Source organism: Streptomyces sp. Go-475 (assembly GCF_003330845.1).
In the GTDB taxonomy this organism is placed as follows: Bacteria; Actinomycetota; Actinomycetes; order Streptomycetales; family Streptomycetaceae; genus Streptomyces.
Genome location: NZ_CP026121.1, coordinates 8,168,900 through 8,183,869 on the forward strand (window position 1 = coordinate 8,168,900; position 14,970 = coordinate 8,183,869).

The 14,970-nt window shown below is 74.4% G+C and carries 15 protein-coding genes, 1 pseudogene and 1 riboswitch; of the genes and pseudogenes, 5 read left to right on the plus strand and 11 right to left on the minus strand.

From position 1 onward, the window contains the following. The 3 genes from C1703_RS36980 to C1703_RS36990 form a co-directional block, all read right to left on the minus strand. Entirely contained in the window at positions 1–375 is a 375-nt protein-coding gene (locus C1703_RS36980; protein ID WP_114256922.1) for an energy-coupling factor ABC transporter substrate-binding protein, read from the minus strand. Next, positions 372–1,073, minus strand: coding sequence for an energy-coupling factor ABC transporter permease (locus C1703_RS36985; protein WP_114256923.1), 702 nt, complete (start codon positions 1,071–1,073; stop codon positions 372–374). Before C1703_RS36985 ends, C1703_RS36980 begins: the two co-directional genes overlap by 4 nt. A gap of 29 nt (positions 1,074–1,102) precedes the next feature. After that, a riboswitch (cobalamin riboswitch) is annotated at positions 1,103–1,289 on the minus strand. Between the two features lie 169 nt (positions 1,290–1,458). Then, positions 1,459–1,656 (minus strand): hypothetical protein, encoded by a 198-nt coding sequence (locus tag C1703_RS36990; RefSeq protein WP_114256924.1) that lies wholly within the window; start codon positions 1,654–1,656, stop codon positions 1,459–1,461. A gap of 152 nt (positions 1,657–1,808) precedes the next feature. Between C1703_RS36990 and C1703_RS40355 the strand changes: the two genes are divergently transcribed. Further along, entirely contained in the window at positions 1,809–1,964 is a 156-nt protein-coding gene (locus C1703_RS40355; RefSeq protein WP_343236416.1) for a hypothetical protein, read from the plus strand. A gap of 176 nt (positions 1,965–2,140) precedes the next feature. Here the strand turns inward: C1703_RS40355 and C1703_RS40360 are convergent. From C1703_RS40360 to C1703_RS37015, 5 genes and pseudogenes are all read right to left on the minus strand, one after another. Then, positions 2,141–2,881 (minus strand): annotated as a pseudogene (locus C1703_RS40360) (serine/threonine-protein kinase); the annotation flags it as partial. Between the two features lie 205 nt (positions 2,882–3,086). Next, positions 3,087–4,385 carry an MFS transporter gene (locus tag C1703_RS37000; RefSeq protein WP_114256925.1) on the minus strand — a complete coding sequence of 433 codons (1,299 nt, stop codon included), beginning with the start codon at positions 4,383–4,385 and terminating at the stop codon, positions 3,087–3,089. Continuing rightward, entirely contained in the window at positions 4,382–6,178 is a 1,797-nt protein-coding gene (locus C1703_RS37005) for an ABC transporter permease subunit (RefSeq protein WP_114257787.1), read from the minus strand. The genes C1703_RS37000 and C1703_RS37005 overlap by 4 nt, the downstream gene beginning before the upstream one ends. Positions 6,179–6,279: 101 nt before the next feature. After that, positions 6,280–6,816 carry a GNAT family N-acetyltransferase gene (locus tag C1703_RS37010; RefSeq protein ID WP_114256926.1) on the minus strand — a complete coding sequence of 179 codons (537 nt, stop codon included), beginning with the start codon at positions 6,814–6,816 and terminating at the stop codon, positions 6,280–6,282. A 211-nt stretch (positions 6,817–7,027) separates the two neighbouring features. Then, positions 7,028–7,825 carry a VOC family protein gene (locus C1703_RS37015; protein WP_114256927.1) on the minus strand — a complete coding sequence of 266 codons (798 nt, stop codon included), beginning with the start codon at positions 7,823–7,825 and terminating at the stop codon, positions 7,028–7,030. A 210-nt stretch (positions 7,826–8,035) separates the two neighbouring features. On the opposite strand from C1703_RS37015, the gene C1703_RS37020 reads away from it, so the two are divergent. Next, positions 8,036–8,884, plus strand: a complete 849-nt coding sequence (locus C1703_RS37020) for a class I SAM-dependent methyltransferase (RefSeq protein WP_114257788.1) — start codon at positions 8,036–8,038, stop codon at positions 8,882–8,884. Positions 8,885–8,899: 15 nt separating this feature from the next. On the opposite strand, the gene C1703_RS37025 is transcribed toward C1703_RS37020, so the two are convergent. Then, the gene (locus C1703_RS37025; RefSeq protein ID WP_114257789.1) at positions 8,900–9,706 is read right to left on the minus strand and encodes an SDR family oxidoreductase; all 807 of its coding nucleotides are present in this window, start codon (positions 9,704–9,706) and stop codon (positions 8,900–8,902) included. Positions 9,707–9,778: 72 nt separating this feature from the next. On the opposite strand from C1703_RS37025, the gene C1703_RS37030 reads away from it, so the two are divergent. The 3 genes from C1703_RS37030 (at position 9,779) to C1703_RS37040 (ending at position 12,056) form a co-directional block, all read left to right on the plus strand. After that, positions 9,779–10,255 carry a DUF4396 domain-containing protein gene (locus C1703_RS37030; protein WP_198678379.1) on the plus strand — a complete coding sequence of 159 codons (477 nt, stop codon included), beginning with the start codon at positions 9,779–9,781 and terminating at the stop codon, positions 10,253–10,255. 138 nt (positions 10,256–10,393) lie between these two features. After that, on the plus strand, positions 10,394–11,053 hold the full coding sequence (locus C1703_RS37035; RefSeq protein WP_114256929.1) for a hypothetical protein: 660 nt from the start codon (positions 10,394–10,396) through the stop codon (positions 11,051–11,053). A 379-nt stretch (positions 11,054–11,432) separates the two neighbouring features. Then, positions 11,433–12,056, plus strand: coding sequence for a sigma-70 family RNA polymerase sigma factor (locus tag C1703_RS37040; RefSeq protein WP_114256930.1), 624 nt, complete (start codon positions 11,433–11,435; stop codon positions 12,054–12,056). 78 nt (positions 12,057–12,134) lie between these two features. On the opposite strand, the gene C1703_RS37045 is transcribed toward C1703_RS37040, so the two are convergent. Beyond that, positions 12,135–13,421: a cytochrome P450 gene (locus C1703_RS37045; protein ID WP_114256931.1), complete on the minus strand. Its 1,287-nt coding sequence runs from the start codon at positions 13,419–13,421 to the stop codon at positions 12,135–12,137. 29 nt (positions 13,422–13,450) lie between these two features. Further along, positions 13,451–14,800 (minus strand): glutamine synthetase family protein, encoded by a 1,350-nt coding sequence (locus C1703_RS37050; protein ID WP_114256932.1) that lies wholly within the window; start codon positions 14,798–14,800, stop codon positions 13,451–13,453. Positions 14,801–14,970 lie beyond the last annotated feature (170 nt).

Genomic DNA, 14,970 nt, shown 5'->3' on the forward strand with positions numbered 1-14,970 from the left:
TCAGGCCCCTTCGGCCGGGGACTCCCCGGGGACGCCCACGGCGCCCCCGTCAGCGGCCTGTTGACGGGCCGCGGCCCGTTCCTCGCCCTGGCGGCGGCCGCGCCGCAGGCCGAAGTAGTAGGCGAGGACGCCCGCGCCGATCGCCGCCTGGAGGGCGAACAGCGCCGACTCGATCTCCCCGGACGGCGGCTCGTACAGCGGTGAGAACCAGGGCTCGTAGCCCGGGTCCAGCTCGGTGATCGCCGTCTCCGCCTGGGCGTCGGCGCCGGTGAACGGCTCTTTCCTGTGGTCGCCGAGACCGAGCGCGAGCGGCAGCACGGCGAGCGCGGCCACGACGGCCAGCAGCACCAGGTTGATCTTCGTGTTCCGGCTCATCGGGCCACCGCCTCGGTCTCGGTCCGGGTCTGCTTCTTGGCGAGGAGCACACCCAGCCGGGTCAGTTCGCCCTTGCTCGACTGCACCAGCAGCCGCATCACGAGCACGGTCAGCAGGCCCTCGCTCACCGCGAGCGGGATCTGCGTGACGGCGAAGATGGAACCGAACTTGCCGAGCGCGCCGAGGAATCCGCTGCCCGGGTCGGGGAAGGCGAGCGCCAGCTGCACGCTGGTGACGCAGTAGGTGGACAGGTCGGCGACGAACGCGCCGGCGAACACCGCGACCATCAGCGGCGCGTTGGAGCGCCGCAGCAGCTTGTACACGGCGTATCCGGCCCAGGGCCCGACGATCGCCATGGAGAAGACGTTGGCGCCGAGCGTGGTGAGGCCGCCGTGCGCGAGCAGCAGGGCCTGGAAGAGCAGGGTGATGGTGCCCAGCACCGCCATGATGGGCGGGCGGAACAGGATGGCCCCCAGACCCGTGCCGGTGGGGTGGGAGCAACTGCCGGTGACGGACGGCAGTTTCAGGGCGGACAGGACGAACGTGAAGGCGCCGGAGGCACCGAGGAGCAGTGTGCTCTCGGGGTGCTCGCGCACCTCACGGGTGAGCGACCGGACTCCGTGGACGACGAACGGCGCCGACGCGACGCTCCAGGCGACCGCGTGCGCCGGAGGCAGGAAACCCTCGGCAATGTGCATGGCTCAGCAGACCCTCTCCAGCACCTCGTGGATGGTTGACGCGCCTTGGCCGGTCTCCTGGCTGACGGGTACCACCGCCCGTGCTCCGCCTTCCCGGGTCCTTCAGGACCCAGTGGCTGCCCGTGAGGGCCGGAGCCGGACTTCCCGATTCACAGTGGCGAGGGCCGCACCGGCATCACACCGGATTTCCCGTTCACCAAGGCGTGGTGACAATAAGGCCGGGATAAGGACGATGACAAGCCACGCAGGGGGCGCGTGAGGGGGCGCCCGCTCGCACACCGGCGCATGACACCGCGGATCAACGCGAGACGGGCGGCGCCCCGGGCCGCCGGAGGGCGGGCGTGTCCGAGACAGGGGCATCCCGGCCGCCGGAGGGCGGGCCGTGTCAGTCGTCGCCCCCGTCGTCCCCGTCGTCGTCGCCGTCCCCGACCGGCCGGACGGGGCGCGGGATCTCCTGCCGCGGCTTCTCCGCCTTCTCCGGCGCGCCGGTGGCCGCCTCCTGCGTGGGGGCCGCGGGGCTGGGGGTCGGCGGGGGGTCGGCCGGGGCAGTGGACGGAGTCGTGGCGGGGGTGACATCGGCCACGGTGCCGGCGGCCGGAGCGGTGGCCGTCCCCGGGTCGGAGGAGAGGGGCGAGGCCGGGCCGTCGGAGGGGGGTGGCGGCCGGGCTGCTCGCGGACGGTGACGCGTCCGGTTCCGTGCCCTTGGTCGCGGTGTTGTCGGGGGAGAACCAGAGCATGCCGGCGAGCATCGCGGCGACGAAGAGGGCCGCCGCGGCGATCGTCGCGGCCGCTCGGCGGTTGCCGAGGCCCTCACGGGGCGCGGAGCGGCGGCCACGCCCGGCCTGGGGCGTACGGGTGGTGTGCAGCGCGGGGGCGCCGGGCAGCGCGTAGGTGGTCGCGCTGCGGGGCTCGGCCGGAGCGTACGGTCCCGGCGCGGCGGACGGCACCGGGGACGCGGCCTCCGGCAGCGGCTCGGGCAGCCCCCGCCAGGCGCCGCCGGCGAACCACTCGGCGGCCTGCTGGGCCGAGGGCCGGTCCTCGGGCTGCTTGGCGAGGAGCCCGAGGAGGTAGTTCTCGAAGGCCGGCGGCAGCCCGGCGACCCCCAGCTCCCGGGGCGGTACCGGGGCGCTGTCGAGGTGCTGGTGGAGGAGCGCGACGGCGGTGTCCGCCTGGAACGGCGGCCGGCCGCTGAGGAGCTGGTAGAGCACGCACCCCAGGGAGTACATGTCGGAGGCGGGCCCGGCGGGCTGCCCCAGGGCGCGTTCGGGCGCGAGGTAGAGGCCGGTGCCCACGATCTGGCCGGTGGCGGTGAGCGCGGCGCCGGGATCGTCGAGGAAGCGCGCGATGCCGAAGTCGCCGATCTTCAGGGTGCCGCCCGTGTCCAGCAGCAGGTTGGCGGGCTTGATGTCGCGGTGGACGATGCCCTGCGCGTGCGCGGCGGCGAGCCCCGCGGCGGCCTGGGCGGCGAGGTCGGCCACCCGTCCGGCCGGGAGCGCGCCCGACGCGGCCAGCACCCCGGCGAGGCTGTCGCCCTCGACCAGCTCCATCACCAGGTACAGCCGGTTGTCGTACTCGCCGAAGTCCAGCACACCGACCAGGTTCGGGTGGTTGAGGCGCCCGGCCGTCTGGGCCTCCAGGCGGAACCGGGAGGCCGCCGTGGCGTCGGTGTCCTGGGGCAGCAGCAGCTTGACCGCCACCGCTCTGGCGAGCGTCTCGTCGTACGCGCGCCAGACCTCTCCCATTCCACCGCGCCCGATCTCAACATCCAGCCGGTAGCGGCCCGCTAGCAGCACTCGTCCTCGTCTCATGCGTGTGGGAAGGTCGTTGCCGCAGGCCGAACTCCCCGCGTTCGCACGGGGATTGGTGGGGGGTGCCGCAGCCGACCCAGGATACTGGCGCCGGATGATCAGTGTGTTCCGCGGCGGTGCTCCCGGACGGAACGGTCCCGGAAAACCCGGGGCGCGCCGTCGCCCTGCGGAGTGACGCTCCCGTCCGCGCGGTTGCCGGGCCCGGTCAGGCCGCCGGGGCCGCCCGCCCCTCCCGGCGCGGCAGCAGCGCCACCGCCAGCGCCGGCACGGCCGCGAGGACCAGCCACGGCACCGCGGCGGGCAGGCCCGAGTCGAGCAGGGAGCCGGTGGCGGCGCTGCCGACGAGCACGATCAGGCCGGAGACGGAGGACAGCGCACCCATGTACAGGCCGAGACGGCCCTCCTCGGCGAGGTCGGGGACCCAGGCGCGGGCGGCGGGCACCACCAGCATCTGCCCCACGGTGAGCAGCACGACGAACCCGGCGGCCGGCAGCAGCCCGGCCGTGCCCGTCCACCCGGCGGGACGGGCGGCGGCCACCACCGCGAAGCCCGACGCGATCAACAGCAGCCCGGCGGCCATGGAGCGGCGCAGGTCGAGCCGGTCGCCCGCCCAGCGGGTCACCGGGAGCTGGGCGAACACCACGAGCACCGACGACAGGGCGAACAGCCAGGACAGCGGCGCCTGGGAGCCCGCCGCGCGCTGCACCTCGTCCGGCAGCGCCAGGTACAGCTGGTTGTAGGCGAGCAGGTACGTCCCGTACGCGCAGCACAGGGCCAGGAAGCGGCGGTTGCGCAGCAGCACGCGCGCCCCACCCCCCTTCCGGACGCGGACCCGGCCGGGGATGTGCTGCGGCATCAGCCACAGGTGTCCCGCGAGGACGAGCACGAAGACCGCGGCGCCGGCCAGGCACGCGGTGCGGAAGTCGACGGCGAGCAGCAGCGCGCCGAGCAGCGGCCCGACGAAGGCCCCGGCCTGCCCCGCCACGCTGAACAGGGCGAGCACACGCGTGCGCGGGCCGTGCCCCTCCTCCTCCCAGGCCACCGCCTGGCGGGCCACCTCGGACTCCACGGCGGGGGAGAACAGCGCGGCGGCGAAACCGATCACCAGCACCGCCCCGATCACGGCCCAGCTCGCCGCCGCGTATCCGAGCCACGCGAACCCGGCGACGCGCAGCACGCAGCCGGCCAGCACGACCGGACGCACGCCCCACCGGTCGACGAGCCAGCCACCGACCACGAACAGCCCCTGCTGGCTGAAGGTGCGCAGCCCGAGGACGAACCCGACCAGCCAGCCCGCCATGCCGATGGCGGTGCCGAGGTGCTCGGCGAGGAACGGCAGGACGGCGTAGAAGCCGATGTTGAAGGCGAGCTGGGTGAGGATCAGCAGCCGCAGCAGCGGGGACAGGTCCTTCCACAGCCGCCAGGTGCTCTCGCGCGGGGCGCGGGGGGCCTTGGGCGTAGGGGAGCTTCGGCGGGGCAGCACGCGGGATATGCGGTCGGTCATCGTTCTTCTGTCGGTGAGGTGGACACGGGGACGAGGAGGGCGTCAGGGCGGTTCCGCCCCGGGGCGGATTCGACCGGTTCCCCGGGCGGTCCGGCCGGGCTTTCGGACCGCTCGCGCCGCCGGGGCAGCCGTACGCCGCCCGCGGCCGTCACCGCGAGCGCCCCGAGCAGGGCGAGCACGGCGGCGGGGAACAGGACGGCCCAGGGGGCGCGCTCGGCGTACGGCTGGTTCTCGGCGAGCAGCAGGCCCCACTCGGGCGACGGCGGCTGGGCGCCCAGGCCGAGGAAGCCGAGCGCCGCGAGGCTCAGCGCGATGCCGGGCAGCCGGATCAGCGCGTGCCGGGCCACCGGCGGCAGCACGGCGGGCAGCAGTTCGTGCCACAGCAGATAGCGGCGCCCGGCGCCCAGCGCGCGGGTGGCGGCCAGGTGGGTGGTCGCCCGCTCCTGGCGCAGCAGGGAGGAGGTGTGCGCGGCCAGCGGGGCCCAGGCCACGACGCCCACGGCGACCGCCGGTGTCCAGGGACCGCTGCCCGCGACGCCGGCGACGAGCAGACCGGCCAGGACGGGCGGTACGGCGCTGACGAGATCGACCAGCGGCCCGGACAGCCGCGGCAGCAGCCCCAGCAGCAGGCCCACGGCCAGCGCGGCGGCGCTCACCGCGAGGGCGGTGCCGAGGGTGGTCAGCGCGCCGTGGGAGACCCGGGCGAGGACGTCCCGGCCGAGCGCGTCCGTGCCGAACGGGTGCGCCGGGGAAGGGGCTTGCAGCCGGCCCAGGGCGTCCAGGGCGAGCGCGTCACGGGGCAGGCCGAAGCCGATGACGGCGGCGAGCAGCGCCCCGTACAGCAGGGGCAGCGTACGGGGCGCGGGCGGACCGGGCGGGTGCAGGGAGTGCAGGGCGCCGTCGCGCAGCGCGGGCCCGATCAGCAGCCGGGCCGTGAGCCGGGCGAGGATCCCGGCGGCGGCCGCGAGCAGGACGAGCGCGAGCGTGCCGGTCTGCAGCACGGGCAGGTCCTGGGCCAGGGCGGCCTGCAGGGTGAGCCGGCCCAGGCCGGGGATGTCGAAGATCTGCTCGACGGCGACCGAGCCGCCGGTCAGACCGACCACGAACAGGCCCAGGTTCGGCAGCAGCGCGGGCACGCAGCGGCGCACCGCCTGCCGCGCCACGGACTTCGGCGGCACCCCGCGCGCGGCGGCGGCCAGCGCCCAGGGCTCGGCGAACGCGCCGGGCAGCAGGTCGTCCAGCATCCGCCCGAGGACCGCCCCGGCGGGCAGGCCGAGGGCCAGCGAGGGCAGCACCATCCACTGCGGCCCGTACCAGCCCAGGGCCGGCAGCCAGCCCAGCTGCACGCCGATCACGGAGGCCAGCACCGAGGCGACGAGGAACTCGGGCAGCGCCGCCAGCACGGCGGTCGCCGTGCCGCCGGGGCCGCGCGTACCGAGCCGCCGCCGCGAGCCGAGCCGGAGCGTACGGGCGCACACCGCCGTCGCCGTGCCCGCCGCGACCACGAGGGCCCCCGCCATCAGCAGCAGCGACACGCCGAGCGCCTGCACCACGCCGGGCAGCACCTGCGTGCCGGACACCCACGAGGTGCCCGCGTCCCCGTGCAGCAGCCCGCCCAGCCAGCGGCCGAGCAGGGCCGACGGGCCGTCGTCGAGGCCGAGTTGGTCACGGACGGCCCGCAGCGTCTCGGGTGTCGGGTCGCGGTCGGCCGAGCGGGCCTTGAGCACGGTCAGCGCCGGGTCGGTGCGCGACAGCCAGGGCAGCAGGCCGATCGCGCCCACCAGGGCGGCCATGAGGACGGCCCGCCACAGCAGCGTCGGGCCCCCGCCGCGCGCGAGGACGCGCAGGGCAGTGAGGCCCCTGGGCACGGAGGACGTCTTCGACACCACTGTGCTCAGGCGAAGGGGATCTCGAAGTGCACGACCCCGCTGCCCCCGCCGGGCACGTCCTCGCGCTCGTCGCACAGCACCTTGCCCAGCGCCCGCCACAGGCCCATCGCGCCGGGTGAGTGCGGATACGTGTGCAGGTAGACGGACCGGTAACCGCCGTCGGCCCGCGCGAACTCCAGCAGTTCCGCCACGAGTTCCCGGGCCAGGCCCCGCCGCCGGTGCTCGGGGCGCACGTACACCCGCCGCAGCTGCGCGGTCTCCCCCGAGGGGAACCGTTCGGCCAGCCAGCGCGGGTTCGGCGGATGTGCCGGCCCGCGCGCGTCGAGCGCCGCCGTGGCCGCCACCGTCCCGTCGCGCTCGTCCACGGCCACCAGGAGCGTGTGCCGCGGCGGCGCGAGGTAGAACGACACCGGGTCGATGATGTCGGCGTGCCACCGCGGCACGTAACCGGTGTCGAAGTCGCGGTACACGGTGTCGAGCATCACCACCCGGGCCCCGTCGACGTCGGCTGCCGTGGCTTCCCTGATGGTGTAGTCGCGCATTTGCGCATCATATGCAAGAAGGTTTACGGCTCAATCGGGGGGCGTCGACGGACGGTGGGGCCGAAGCCGAGCCCGAAGGGGTTCTCCCGTGTCTCTCACCGCCCCCGCGCAGCCCGCAGGAGCGGAGACCGGGTCCGCTGCCAAGGAGTACGCGGTGCTGGGCGTCTTCGTCCACCAGGGTGAGGCCATCGCTGGTGGTGACGCGGCCGGCTCAGCTCTCCGCCGGGGTGAGCACCACGAAGTCCGCGTTCGCCGGGTCGAGGCAGACGGCCAGCCGGCCGACGCCCTCCGCGTCCTCGGGGCCCATCTGCACGCTGCCGCCGTTCTCCCTCACCCTGGCCACCGCGGCGTCGCAGTCCTCGACCGCGAAGACCGGGTGCCAGTACGGCTGTCCGTTCGCCAGCGAGAGGTTCTCCTTGCCCATCTCCATGAGGCCGCCGTGCATGCGCTCCTCGGGCAGGCCGGCGGGGGTGATGAGCGTGTACGTGCCCCCGCCGCCGGGCAGCGGCGTGTCGCTGAACTGCCAGCCGAAGAGGCCGCCGTAGAACTCCTTCGCCGCCGCGGCGTCGCTCGTGTACAGCTCCACCCACGACAGCGAGCCCGGCTGGTCCACCAGCTCCATGCCCCGGTTCGTCCCCGGCTGCCAGACGGCGAACTGGCCGCCCAGGGGGTCGCTGAACTGCGCCATGCGGCCCCACTCGTCGAGGTCCATCGGCGCCACCCGCACGGTGCCGCCCGCCTGCCGCACGGCCTGGGTCGTGGCGTCCGCGTCGGTGACGCAGTAGTAGAGCATCCAGGCCGAGCGGGCGCCCTCCTCGGTGAGCTTGCCGAGTCCGGCGACGGTCTTGCCGTCCTTCTTGAACATCCCGCCTTCGAAGTCCTCGCTCTCGCCCATGGACTCGTACTCCCAGCCGAGCACCGCGCCGTAGAAGGCCGCGGCGGCGGGGACGTCCGGGGCGCCGAGGTCGAGCCAGCAGGGGGAACCGGGGGCGTACTCCGTGGTGATCATGGCGATGCATCCCTTTCGCAGGTCCTGTCTGCCCAGCGTGGCACCGGCCGCTGACACTCGCCCGTCGGCCGCGTCCCCGGTTCGGGGAGTCCCGGGCGGGGGATTCCCGGTCGGGGGAGTCCCGGTGGGGGTGGTCCGGCCGTGGGAAGATCGGGCCGGTCGCCCGGCCGGGTGGTGGCGGAGTTCTGTGCGGTGAGGGTGGTGGGCGGCGTGGTCGCCGACTGGGAGTGGGACGACACGCTGTTCTCCGGGACGGCCGCCTACTACGAGCGGGGGCGGCTGCCGTACGCGCCCGGGCTGGCGGACGCGCTCGCCGAGGCGCTGCGGCTCGACGGGCGGGGGCGCCTCATCGACGTGGGCTGCGGGCCCGGGACCATCGCGCTGCGCCTCGCGCATCTGTTCGGCGAGATCGTCGGCGTGGACCCGGACGGCGGCATGATCGCCGAAGCCGCGCGGGGAGCCGCCGACCGGGGCGTCGCGGACAAGTCCCGGTGGGTGCGGGCCCGTGCCGAAGCCCTGCCCGCGGGGCTCGGCACGTTCTCCGTCGCCGTCTTCGGCCAGTCCTTCCACTGGATGGACCGGGACCCGGTCGCGGCGACCGTCCGCGACATGCTCCGGCCCGGCGGGGCCCTCGTGCACATCTCCGACCTGAAGACGGAGGTCCGGACCGTCGACGGCCTGCCGTACCCGGCGGTGCCCTGCACGGCGGTGGACGAACTGGTCAGGCGTTACCTGGGGCCGGTGCGGCGAGCGGGCCGCGGCGTGCTGCCGCGGGGGACGCCGGGCGGTGAGGCCGAGGTGTTCGCCCGGGCGGGATTCACCGGCCCCCGGCGGCTCGTCGTGCCCGGTGGGCAGGCGCTGGAGCGGAGCGTCGACGACGTCGTCGCCTGGGTGTTCTCGATGTCGTTCTCGGCTCCGCACCTGTTCGGAGGGCGGCGGGACGACTTCGAGGCGGACCTGCGCCGGCTGCTGCGGGAGGCCTCCGCGTCGGGCCGGTTCTCCGAACGGGGCCCGAGCACGGAGGTGTTCGTGTGGGGGAAGGGCCCGTCCGCGGGCTGACCGGCCCGGGCCGCGTCAGTGGACGGACAGCCCGCCGTCGACGAAGACCGACTGCCCGGTGACGTAGGACGAGGCCGGGCTCGCCAGGAAGACCGCCGCGCCTGCGAAGTCCTCGGCCAGGCCGTTGCGCCCGATCATCGTGCGGGCGGCGAGGGCGGCCACCTTCTCCGGGTCCGACGACAGCCGCGCGTTGAGCGGTGTCATGACGAAGCCCGGGACCAGGACGTTGCAGGTGACGCCGCGCGGCGACCACGCCTCGGCCTGGGACCGCGCCAATGCCTCCAGCCCGCCCTTGGAGGCGCCGTAGGCGCCGCTCTGGACGAACGCCCGGTGCGCCTGCTGCGAGCTGATGTGCAGGATCCGCCCGTACCCGCGCTCGGCCATGCCGGGGCCGAAGCGCTGCCCCAGCAGGAAGGGCGCCTCCAGGTTGACGGCCATCGTGGCGTCCCAGACGTCCTCGGTGAGCTCGTCCATCGGCGGACGCAGGTTGATGCCGGCGCTGTTGACGAGGATGTCGGGCTCCCCGAACGCCTCGACCGCCCGCTCGGCGGCCGTCCGCACCCCCGCGCGCGTGCTCAGGTCCGCGCTGACCCACGCGGCGCGGCAGCCCTGGGCCGTCAGTTCCCCGACCGTCGCCGTCAGGCCGGCCTCGGTGCGGGCCACGACCACGACGCTCGCCCCGGCCCGGGCGAGGGCGGCGGTGATGGCGCGGCCGATGCCCGAGCTGCCGCCCGTGACCACCGCCACCCGGCCCTCCAGGGAGAACAGCTCGGAGAGATAGGCCTGTGTCTGCCGGGTCGACCGCGGCGGCTGCGTCGTCATGGCGAGCACTCTAGGTCGACTCGGCGTCACGACCTCTGGCTATATACCCCTAGGGGGTATATGCTCGAAGTCATGGACCACACCACTCACAACCCCGCGGAGCACTCGCACGGGACGGCGTCCTGGGGGACCGCCGTGAAGGCGACGCTGCACTGTCTGACCGGGTGTGCGATCGGCGAGATCCTCGGCATGGTGATCGGCACCGCGCTGGGATGGGGCAACCTGCCCACCATGGTGCTGGCGATCGGGCTGGCGTTCCTCTTCGGCTACTCGTTCACCCTGTTCGCCGTCCTGCGGGCCGGCCTCGGGCTCGCGGCGGCGGTCAAGGTCGCGCTGGCCGCGGACACGGTCTCGATCACGGTGATGGAGTTCGTCGACAACGCGATCATCGCTCTCACCCCGGGCGCGATGGACGCCCACCTGACGGACGCGCTGTTCTGGTCGGCGCTGCTGGGCGGTTTCGTCGTCGCCTTCGTGATCACGACCCCGGTCAACAAATGGATGATCGGCCGGGGCAAGGGCCACGCCGTCGTCCACGCCCACCACTGACGCGACGCCGTCCGGCGCTCCGTCCCTGACCCGCCTTCCTGGACAGTGGCCTGAATCACATCTCGCCGATTGAGTGTCCCGGGACTATGTCCGTACCCATGGGGGACGGGGCGGGGCCGGATGCGAGGATGAGGCGCCATGACAGCTGGGTGGTGTGCTCGCGCGATACGGGCCGCGGTGTTCGCGGCCGTCTGTGTCGTGCTCGCCGCCCTGGGCCACGTCATGATGTCCGGCGACCACGTGCCCCTGCCGACCCTGGTGGCCGGCTGGGCCGCCACGGGTGCGGCGGGCTGGTGCCTGGCGGGCCGCGAGCGCGGACTCCGGCTCGTGGTCGCCGTCGCCGTCGCCGTCCAGACGGCCCTGCACTCGGCGTTCTCGCTAGCACCGCAGGCACAGGGCACCGGACCGGCCACCGGAACTCCCGCACCGGACGCGCACTCCATGGACATGGCATCCATGGGACACGGCGCGGGCTCCATGGAGTCCATGTCCGCGCACATGGGGCACATGGGACACGCCCCCGGCGGGGACTCCTCCCTCGGCATGCTCGCCGCCCACCTCCTGGCCGCCCTGCTGTGCGGACTGTGGCTGGGCCACGGCGAACGGGCCGCCTTCCGCCTGCTGCGCGCCGTGGGCGGCCGGCTCGCCGCGCCCCTGCGGCTCCTGCTCGCCCTGCCGACGCCGGCGCCCCCGCCCGTGCGGGTCCGGCGCGCGTCCTCCGACCGGGCGCCGCGCCTCTCCCTCCTCGTCCACGCGATCACCTCCCGGGGACCTCCGGCGGGGGCCGCTGCCGCCTGACGGCGGCCGGTCATCCCGGGGCCGCCCCTGCGCGCCCCGGTCCAGGTCGTCCCCGCGTACGTCGGTGCGCCACGCTGCCCGCGACAGCCCGGGCCCGCCCGGTCCGAGCGCGCGTCACGCGTCGCCCGCGTCCGCCCGGGCTCCTGCCCGGTCCGAGCACGCTGCGTGTGACCTGCGGCAGCCCGGGCCCGCCCGGCCCGAGCACGTGCCGCCCGTTGCACGCGGCTGCCCGGGCTCTCCGGCTCGAGCGCGCCGTTCGGGTACGACCGCATCCCCGCTCACCGGACCACGCGGCCGGGCGTGCGCCCCGCCGGACCCCCATGGTGCCGGCGCGCCCGCCCGTGCGCCCGTGGTCCCGGACACCCGAGAAGGACATCAGGTGATCACTCCTGCCCCGCCCCTCGCCACCGCGAGACCGGCCTCGGCCGACGAGTCGGCGACCGCCTGGGCGCTGGCCGCCCGGGGCGGTGACTCCGCGGCCGTCGACCGGTTCGTGCGCGCCCTGCACCGCGACGTCATCCGGTACGTCGCCCATCTGTGCGCCGATCCGCAGGCCGTGGACGATCTGGCACAGGACACGTTCCTGCGGGCGCTCGGCAGCCTGCACCGGTTCGAGGGCCGCTCCTCGGCCCGCGCCTGGCTGCTCGCCATCGCCCGGCGCGCGGTGGCCGACAGCATCCGCGGCAGCGCCGTACGCCCTCGCCCCGCCGACCTGCCGGACTGGGAGCTGGCGGTCGAGCACGCCCAGCCGTGCGGCCTGCCCGGCTTCGACGACGGCGTGGCGCTGCGGGAGCTGCTGGCCGCGCTGCCGCGGGAGCGGCGCGAGGCGTTCGTCCTCACCCAGCTGCTCGGACTGCCGTACGCGGAGGCCGCCGAGCTGAGCGACTGCCCGGTCGGCACGGTCCGCTCCCGAGTGGCCCGCGCCCGGGCCACGCTCATGACCCTCCTGGCCGAGGCGGAGGAGGCCCGGCCGCCGGCGTCCCCCGCGCCGGTCGCGGCCTGACGCGGTGCGAGCGGCAGGGGACCTGCCGCTCGCACCCCCTTTTCCGCCTGGCCGCAGCCCGGCCCGCCCGGAGACCCGTCAGGCGAGCGTGACCTCCACCGGCAGTTTCTTGATGCCGTTGACGAAGTTGGAGCGCACGCGCGGCACGTCACCGGCCAGCCGGATGTCCGCCAGGCGCGGGATCAGTTCCTCGAACATGATGCGGATCTCGGTGCGGGCGAGGAGGTTGCCCAGGCACAGGTGGGGGCTGCCCTTGCCGAAGGTGACGTGGTCGTTGTCGCGGCGGGTGACGTCGAAGTCGTAGGGGTTGCCGAAGACCTCCTCGTCGCGGTTGCCGGAGGCGAACCACATCACCACCTTGTCGCCCTCCTTCACCTGCTTGCCGCCCAGTTCGACGTCGCGGGTGGCGGTGCGGCGGAAGTGGTAGACGGGGGAGGCCCAGCGCAGGAACTCCTCGACGGCGACCGGGATCAGGGAGGGGTCCTCCTGGAGGCGGGCGAGCTGCTCGGGGTGCTGGATGAGGGCCAGCATGGAGTGGGAGATGGTGTGCCGGGTGGTCTCGTTGCCGGCGACGACCAGGAGCAGGAAGTAGTTGTCGAAGTCCTGCGGGGAGAGCGGGACCCCGTCCCGGGGGACGGTGTTCACCAGGCGCGAGATCAGGTCCGTGCCGTCGCCGCCGCGCCGCTGCCGTGCCAGTTCCCTGCCGTACTCGAACACCTCCAGCGAGGCGGGGGAGCGGAACGGCAGGTCGCGGTACCGCTCGCTCTCCTCGCTGTGCAGCAGGACGTCCGCGTAGTCGGGGTCGGTGTGCCCGATGATGCGGTTGCCCCAGTCGATGAGCTTCTGGTTGTCCTCCGGCGGCACGTCCAGCAGCCGGGCGAGGACGTTGATGGGGAAGTCCGCCGAGACGTCCGCGACGAAGTCGAAGCGGCCCTTGGCGAGGGCGGCGTCGAGGGTCCTCGCGGTCAGGCCGCGCAGGAAGTCCGTGTAGCCGTTGATCACGTTCGCGCCGAACTGCCGCTGGATGACGCTGCGCAGCGCCCGGTGCCGGACCCCGTCCAGTTCGAGGATCGAGGCGCGTTTCTTGATCTGGTCGTCGTCGACCTCCTCCAGGTTGACGAACCTCGTCGACGTGAAGGTCTCCGGGTCGCGGTCCACCCGGACGATGTCCTGGTGGCGGGTCACCGCCCAGAAGCCGGAGTTGGGCGCCTCCTCGGGCTGCCAGTGCACCGGGTCCTCGTGGCGCAGCGTGTGGAACATCCGCCAGGGGGTGACCCCGTCGGTGAAGCGGTCCAGGTCGGCGAGGTCCACGTCGGCCAGGGGCAGCGGCTCGCGCACCGCGTCGGGCAGGGTCTCGGTCGTCATCGGCGTGCTCCTCGGCGTCACAGGGGGCGTCACAGGTGGTGGGCGTACTCGGTGAACTCCCAGTCCGTCACATGCCGGTGGAAGCGTTCGACCTCGTCGCGCTTGTAGGAGAGGAAGGACGTGGTGAAGCCCTTGCCGAGCAGGTCGGTCAGGGCGGTGTCCGCCTCCAGCGCGTCCAGCGCGGCGGACAGGGTCTGCGGCAGGACGGCCGAGCGGGCGGTGTCGTAGCCGTAGCCCTCCAGCGGGGCGGGCGGCTCCTCGCCGGCCAGGACACCCAGCAGCGCGGCGGTGATCGTCCCGGCGATCGCCAGGTACGGGTTGGCGCTCGCGTCGCCGAGGCGCAGTTCGAGCCGGGCGCCGGATCCCCGCTCGGGCGGGATGCGCACCATGGCGCTGCGGTTGTCCAGGCCCCAGTCGATCAGCCAGGGCGCGAGGGTGTCGGGGCCGAAGCGTTTGTACGAGTTGACCGTGGGGTTGAGCAGGGCGGCCAGGGCGGGCGCGTGCGCCAGGACGCCGGCGACGGCGTGCCGGGCGGTGGCGGACAGGCCGTACGCACCGGACGGGTCGTCGAAGGTGTTGCGGCCCTCCTCGTCGTCGCAGGACAGGTGGAGGTGGAAGCCGGAGCCGCCCGCGTCGTTGAAGGGCTTGGCCATGAAGGTGGCCAGCCGGCCCTCCTTCCGCGCCAGTTCCTTGATCGCGGCCTTGAAGCGGAAGGACCGGTCGGCGGCCGACACGGCGTCCGAGTGCGCCAGGTTGATCTCGATCTGGCCGCCGTCGAACTCGTGGTTGCCGCTGATCGCCCCGACCTTCAGATCGCGCACGTGCCGCAGGGTGCGCAGCAGGTGGTTGTCCGGGTCGGCGCGCAGGCCGGCGGTGTAGACGACCCCGGGGTCGGGTGCGTACCGGCGCCAGCCTCCGGCCGGGTCCGGGTCGCACAGGAAGTACTCCAGCTCGGGCCCCACCACCGGCCGCAGCCCGTGCTCGGCGCACCGGGCGAGGACGGACCGCAGCAGGTCGCGGGGCGACTCGGGCGCGGGGGCGCCGGTCGCCGGGTCGACGACCTCGCCCAGACAGGCCGCCACTCCCGGCTCCCAGGGCAGCGGCACCAGCGTGTCGAGGTCCGGCCGGACGCAGATGTCCGGCAGGCCCGCGTCGAGCCCGCCGCTGACCGGGACCACGTCGCCCTGCGGGCTGGTGTGGTAGACGGCCCGGCAGAACGCCAGCCCGTGCTCGCACGCGCGGGGCAACTCGTCCAGCAGCACGTCACGCGCCCGGTCGGTGCCGATCAGGTCGGGATAGGTCACCCGGACCACGTCGATGCCGTCGGCGGCGAGCCGGTCCATGTGGCGGCGGACTTCTTCAAGGTCGTGAGCGCTCACCGTTGTCTCCTCGGGCGGACGTCGGGACACCTCCGGGACACGGGGGCCGGGGAGGCGGGTGGCGTGGGAGCGAGCGGCCGGGCGCGGCGGAGCCAGGACCGCCCGGAGCTTGTTTGATGCCAAACGGTAGGGGTGGGTGAAGGGTGCCGCAAGAGGGCGGGGGCAAGAAT

Bases quoted from the DNA above. Each gene is read 5' to 3' on its own strand.
- C1703_RS36980 (WP_114256922.1), bottom strand. From the start codon at position 375: ATGAGCCGGAACACGAAGATCAACCTGGTGCTGCTGGCCGTCGTGGCC.
- C1703_RS36985 (WP_114256923.1), bottom strand. From the start codon at position 1,073: ATGCACATTGCCGAGGGTTTCCTGCCTCCGGCGCACGCGGTCGCCTGG.
- C1703_RS40355 (WP_343236416.1), top strand. From the start codon at position 1,809: ATGCCGGCGAGCATCGCGGCGACGAAGAGGGCCGCCGCGGCGATCGTC.
- C1703_RS37000 (WP_114256925.1), bottom strand. From the start codon at position 4,385: ATGACCGACCGCATATCCCGCGTGCTGCCCCGCCGAAGCTCCCCTACG.
- C1703_RS37005 (WP_114257787.1), bottom strand. From the start codon at position 6,178: ATGGCCGCCCTGGTGGGCGCGATCGGCCTGCTGCCCTGGCTGTCGCGC.
- C1703_RS37010 (WP_114256926.1), bottom strand. From the start codon at position 6,816: ATGCGCGACTACACCATCAGGGAAGCCACGGCAGCCGACGTCGACGGG.
- C1703_RS37015 (WP_114256927.1), bottom strand. From the start codon at position 7,825: ATGATCACCACGGAGTACGCCCCCGGTTCCCCCTGCTGGCTCGACCTC.
- C1703_RS37025 (WP_114257789.1), bottom strand. From the start codon at position 9,706: ATGACGACGCAGCCGCCGCGGTCGACCCGGCAGACACAGGCCTATCTC.
- C1703_RS37030 (WP_198678379.1), top strand. From the start codon at position 9,779: ATGGACCACACCACTCACAACCCCGCGGAGCACTCGCACGGGACGGCG.
- C1703_RS37035 (WP_114256929.1), top strand. From the start codon at position 10,394: ATGACAGCTGGGTGGTGTGCTCGCGCGATACGGGCCGCGGTGTTCGCG.
- C1703_RS37045 (WP_114256931.1), bottom strand. From the start codon at position 13,421: ATGACGACCGAGACCCTGCCCGACGCGGTGCGCGAGCCGCTGCCCCTG.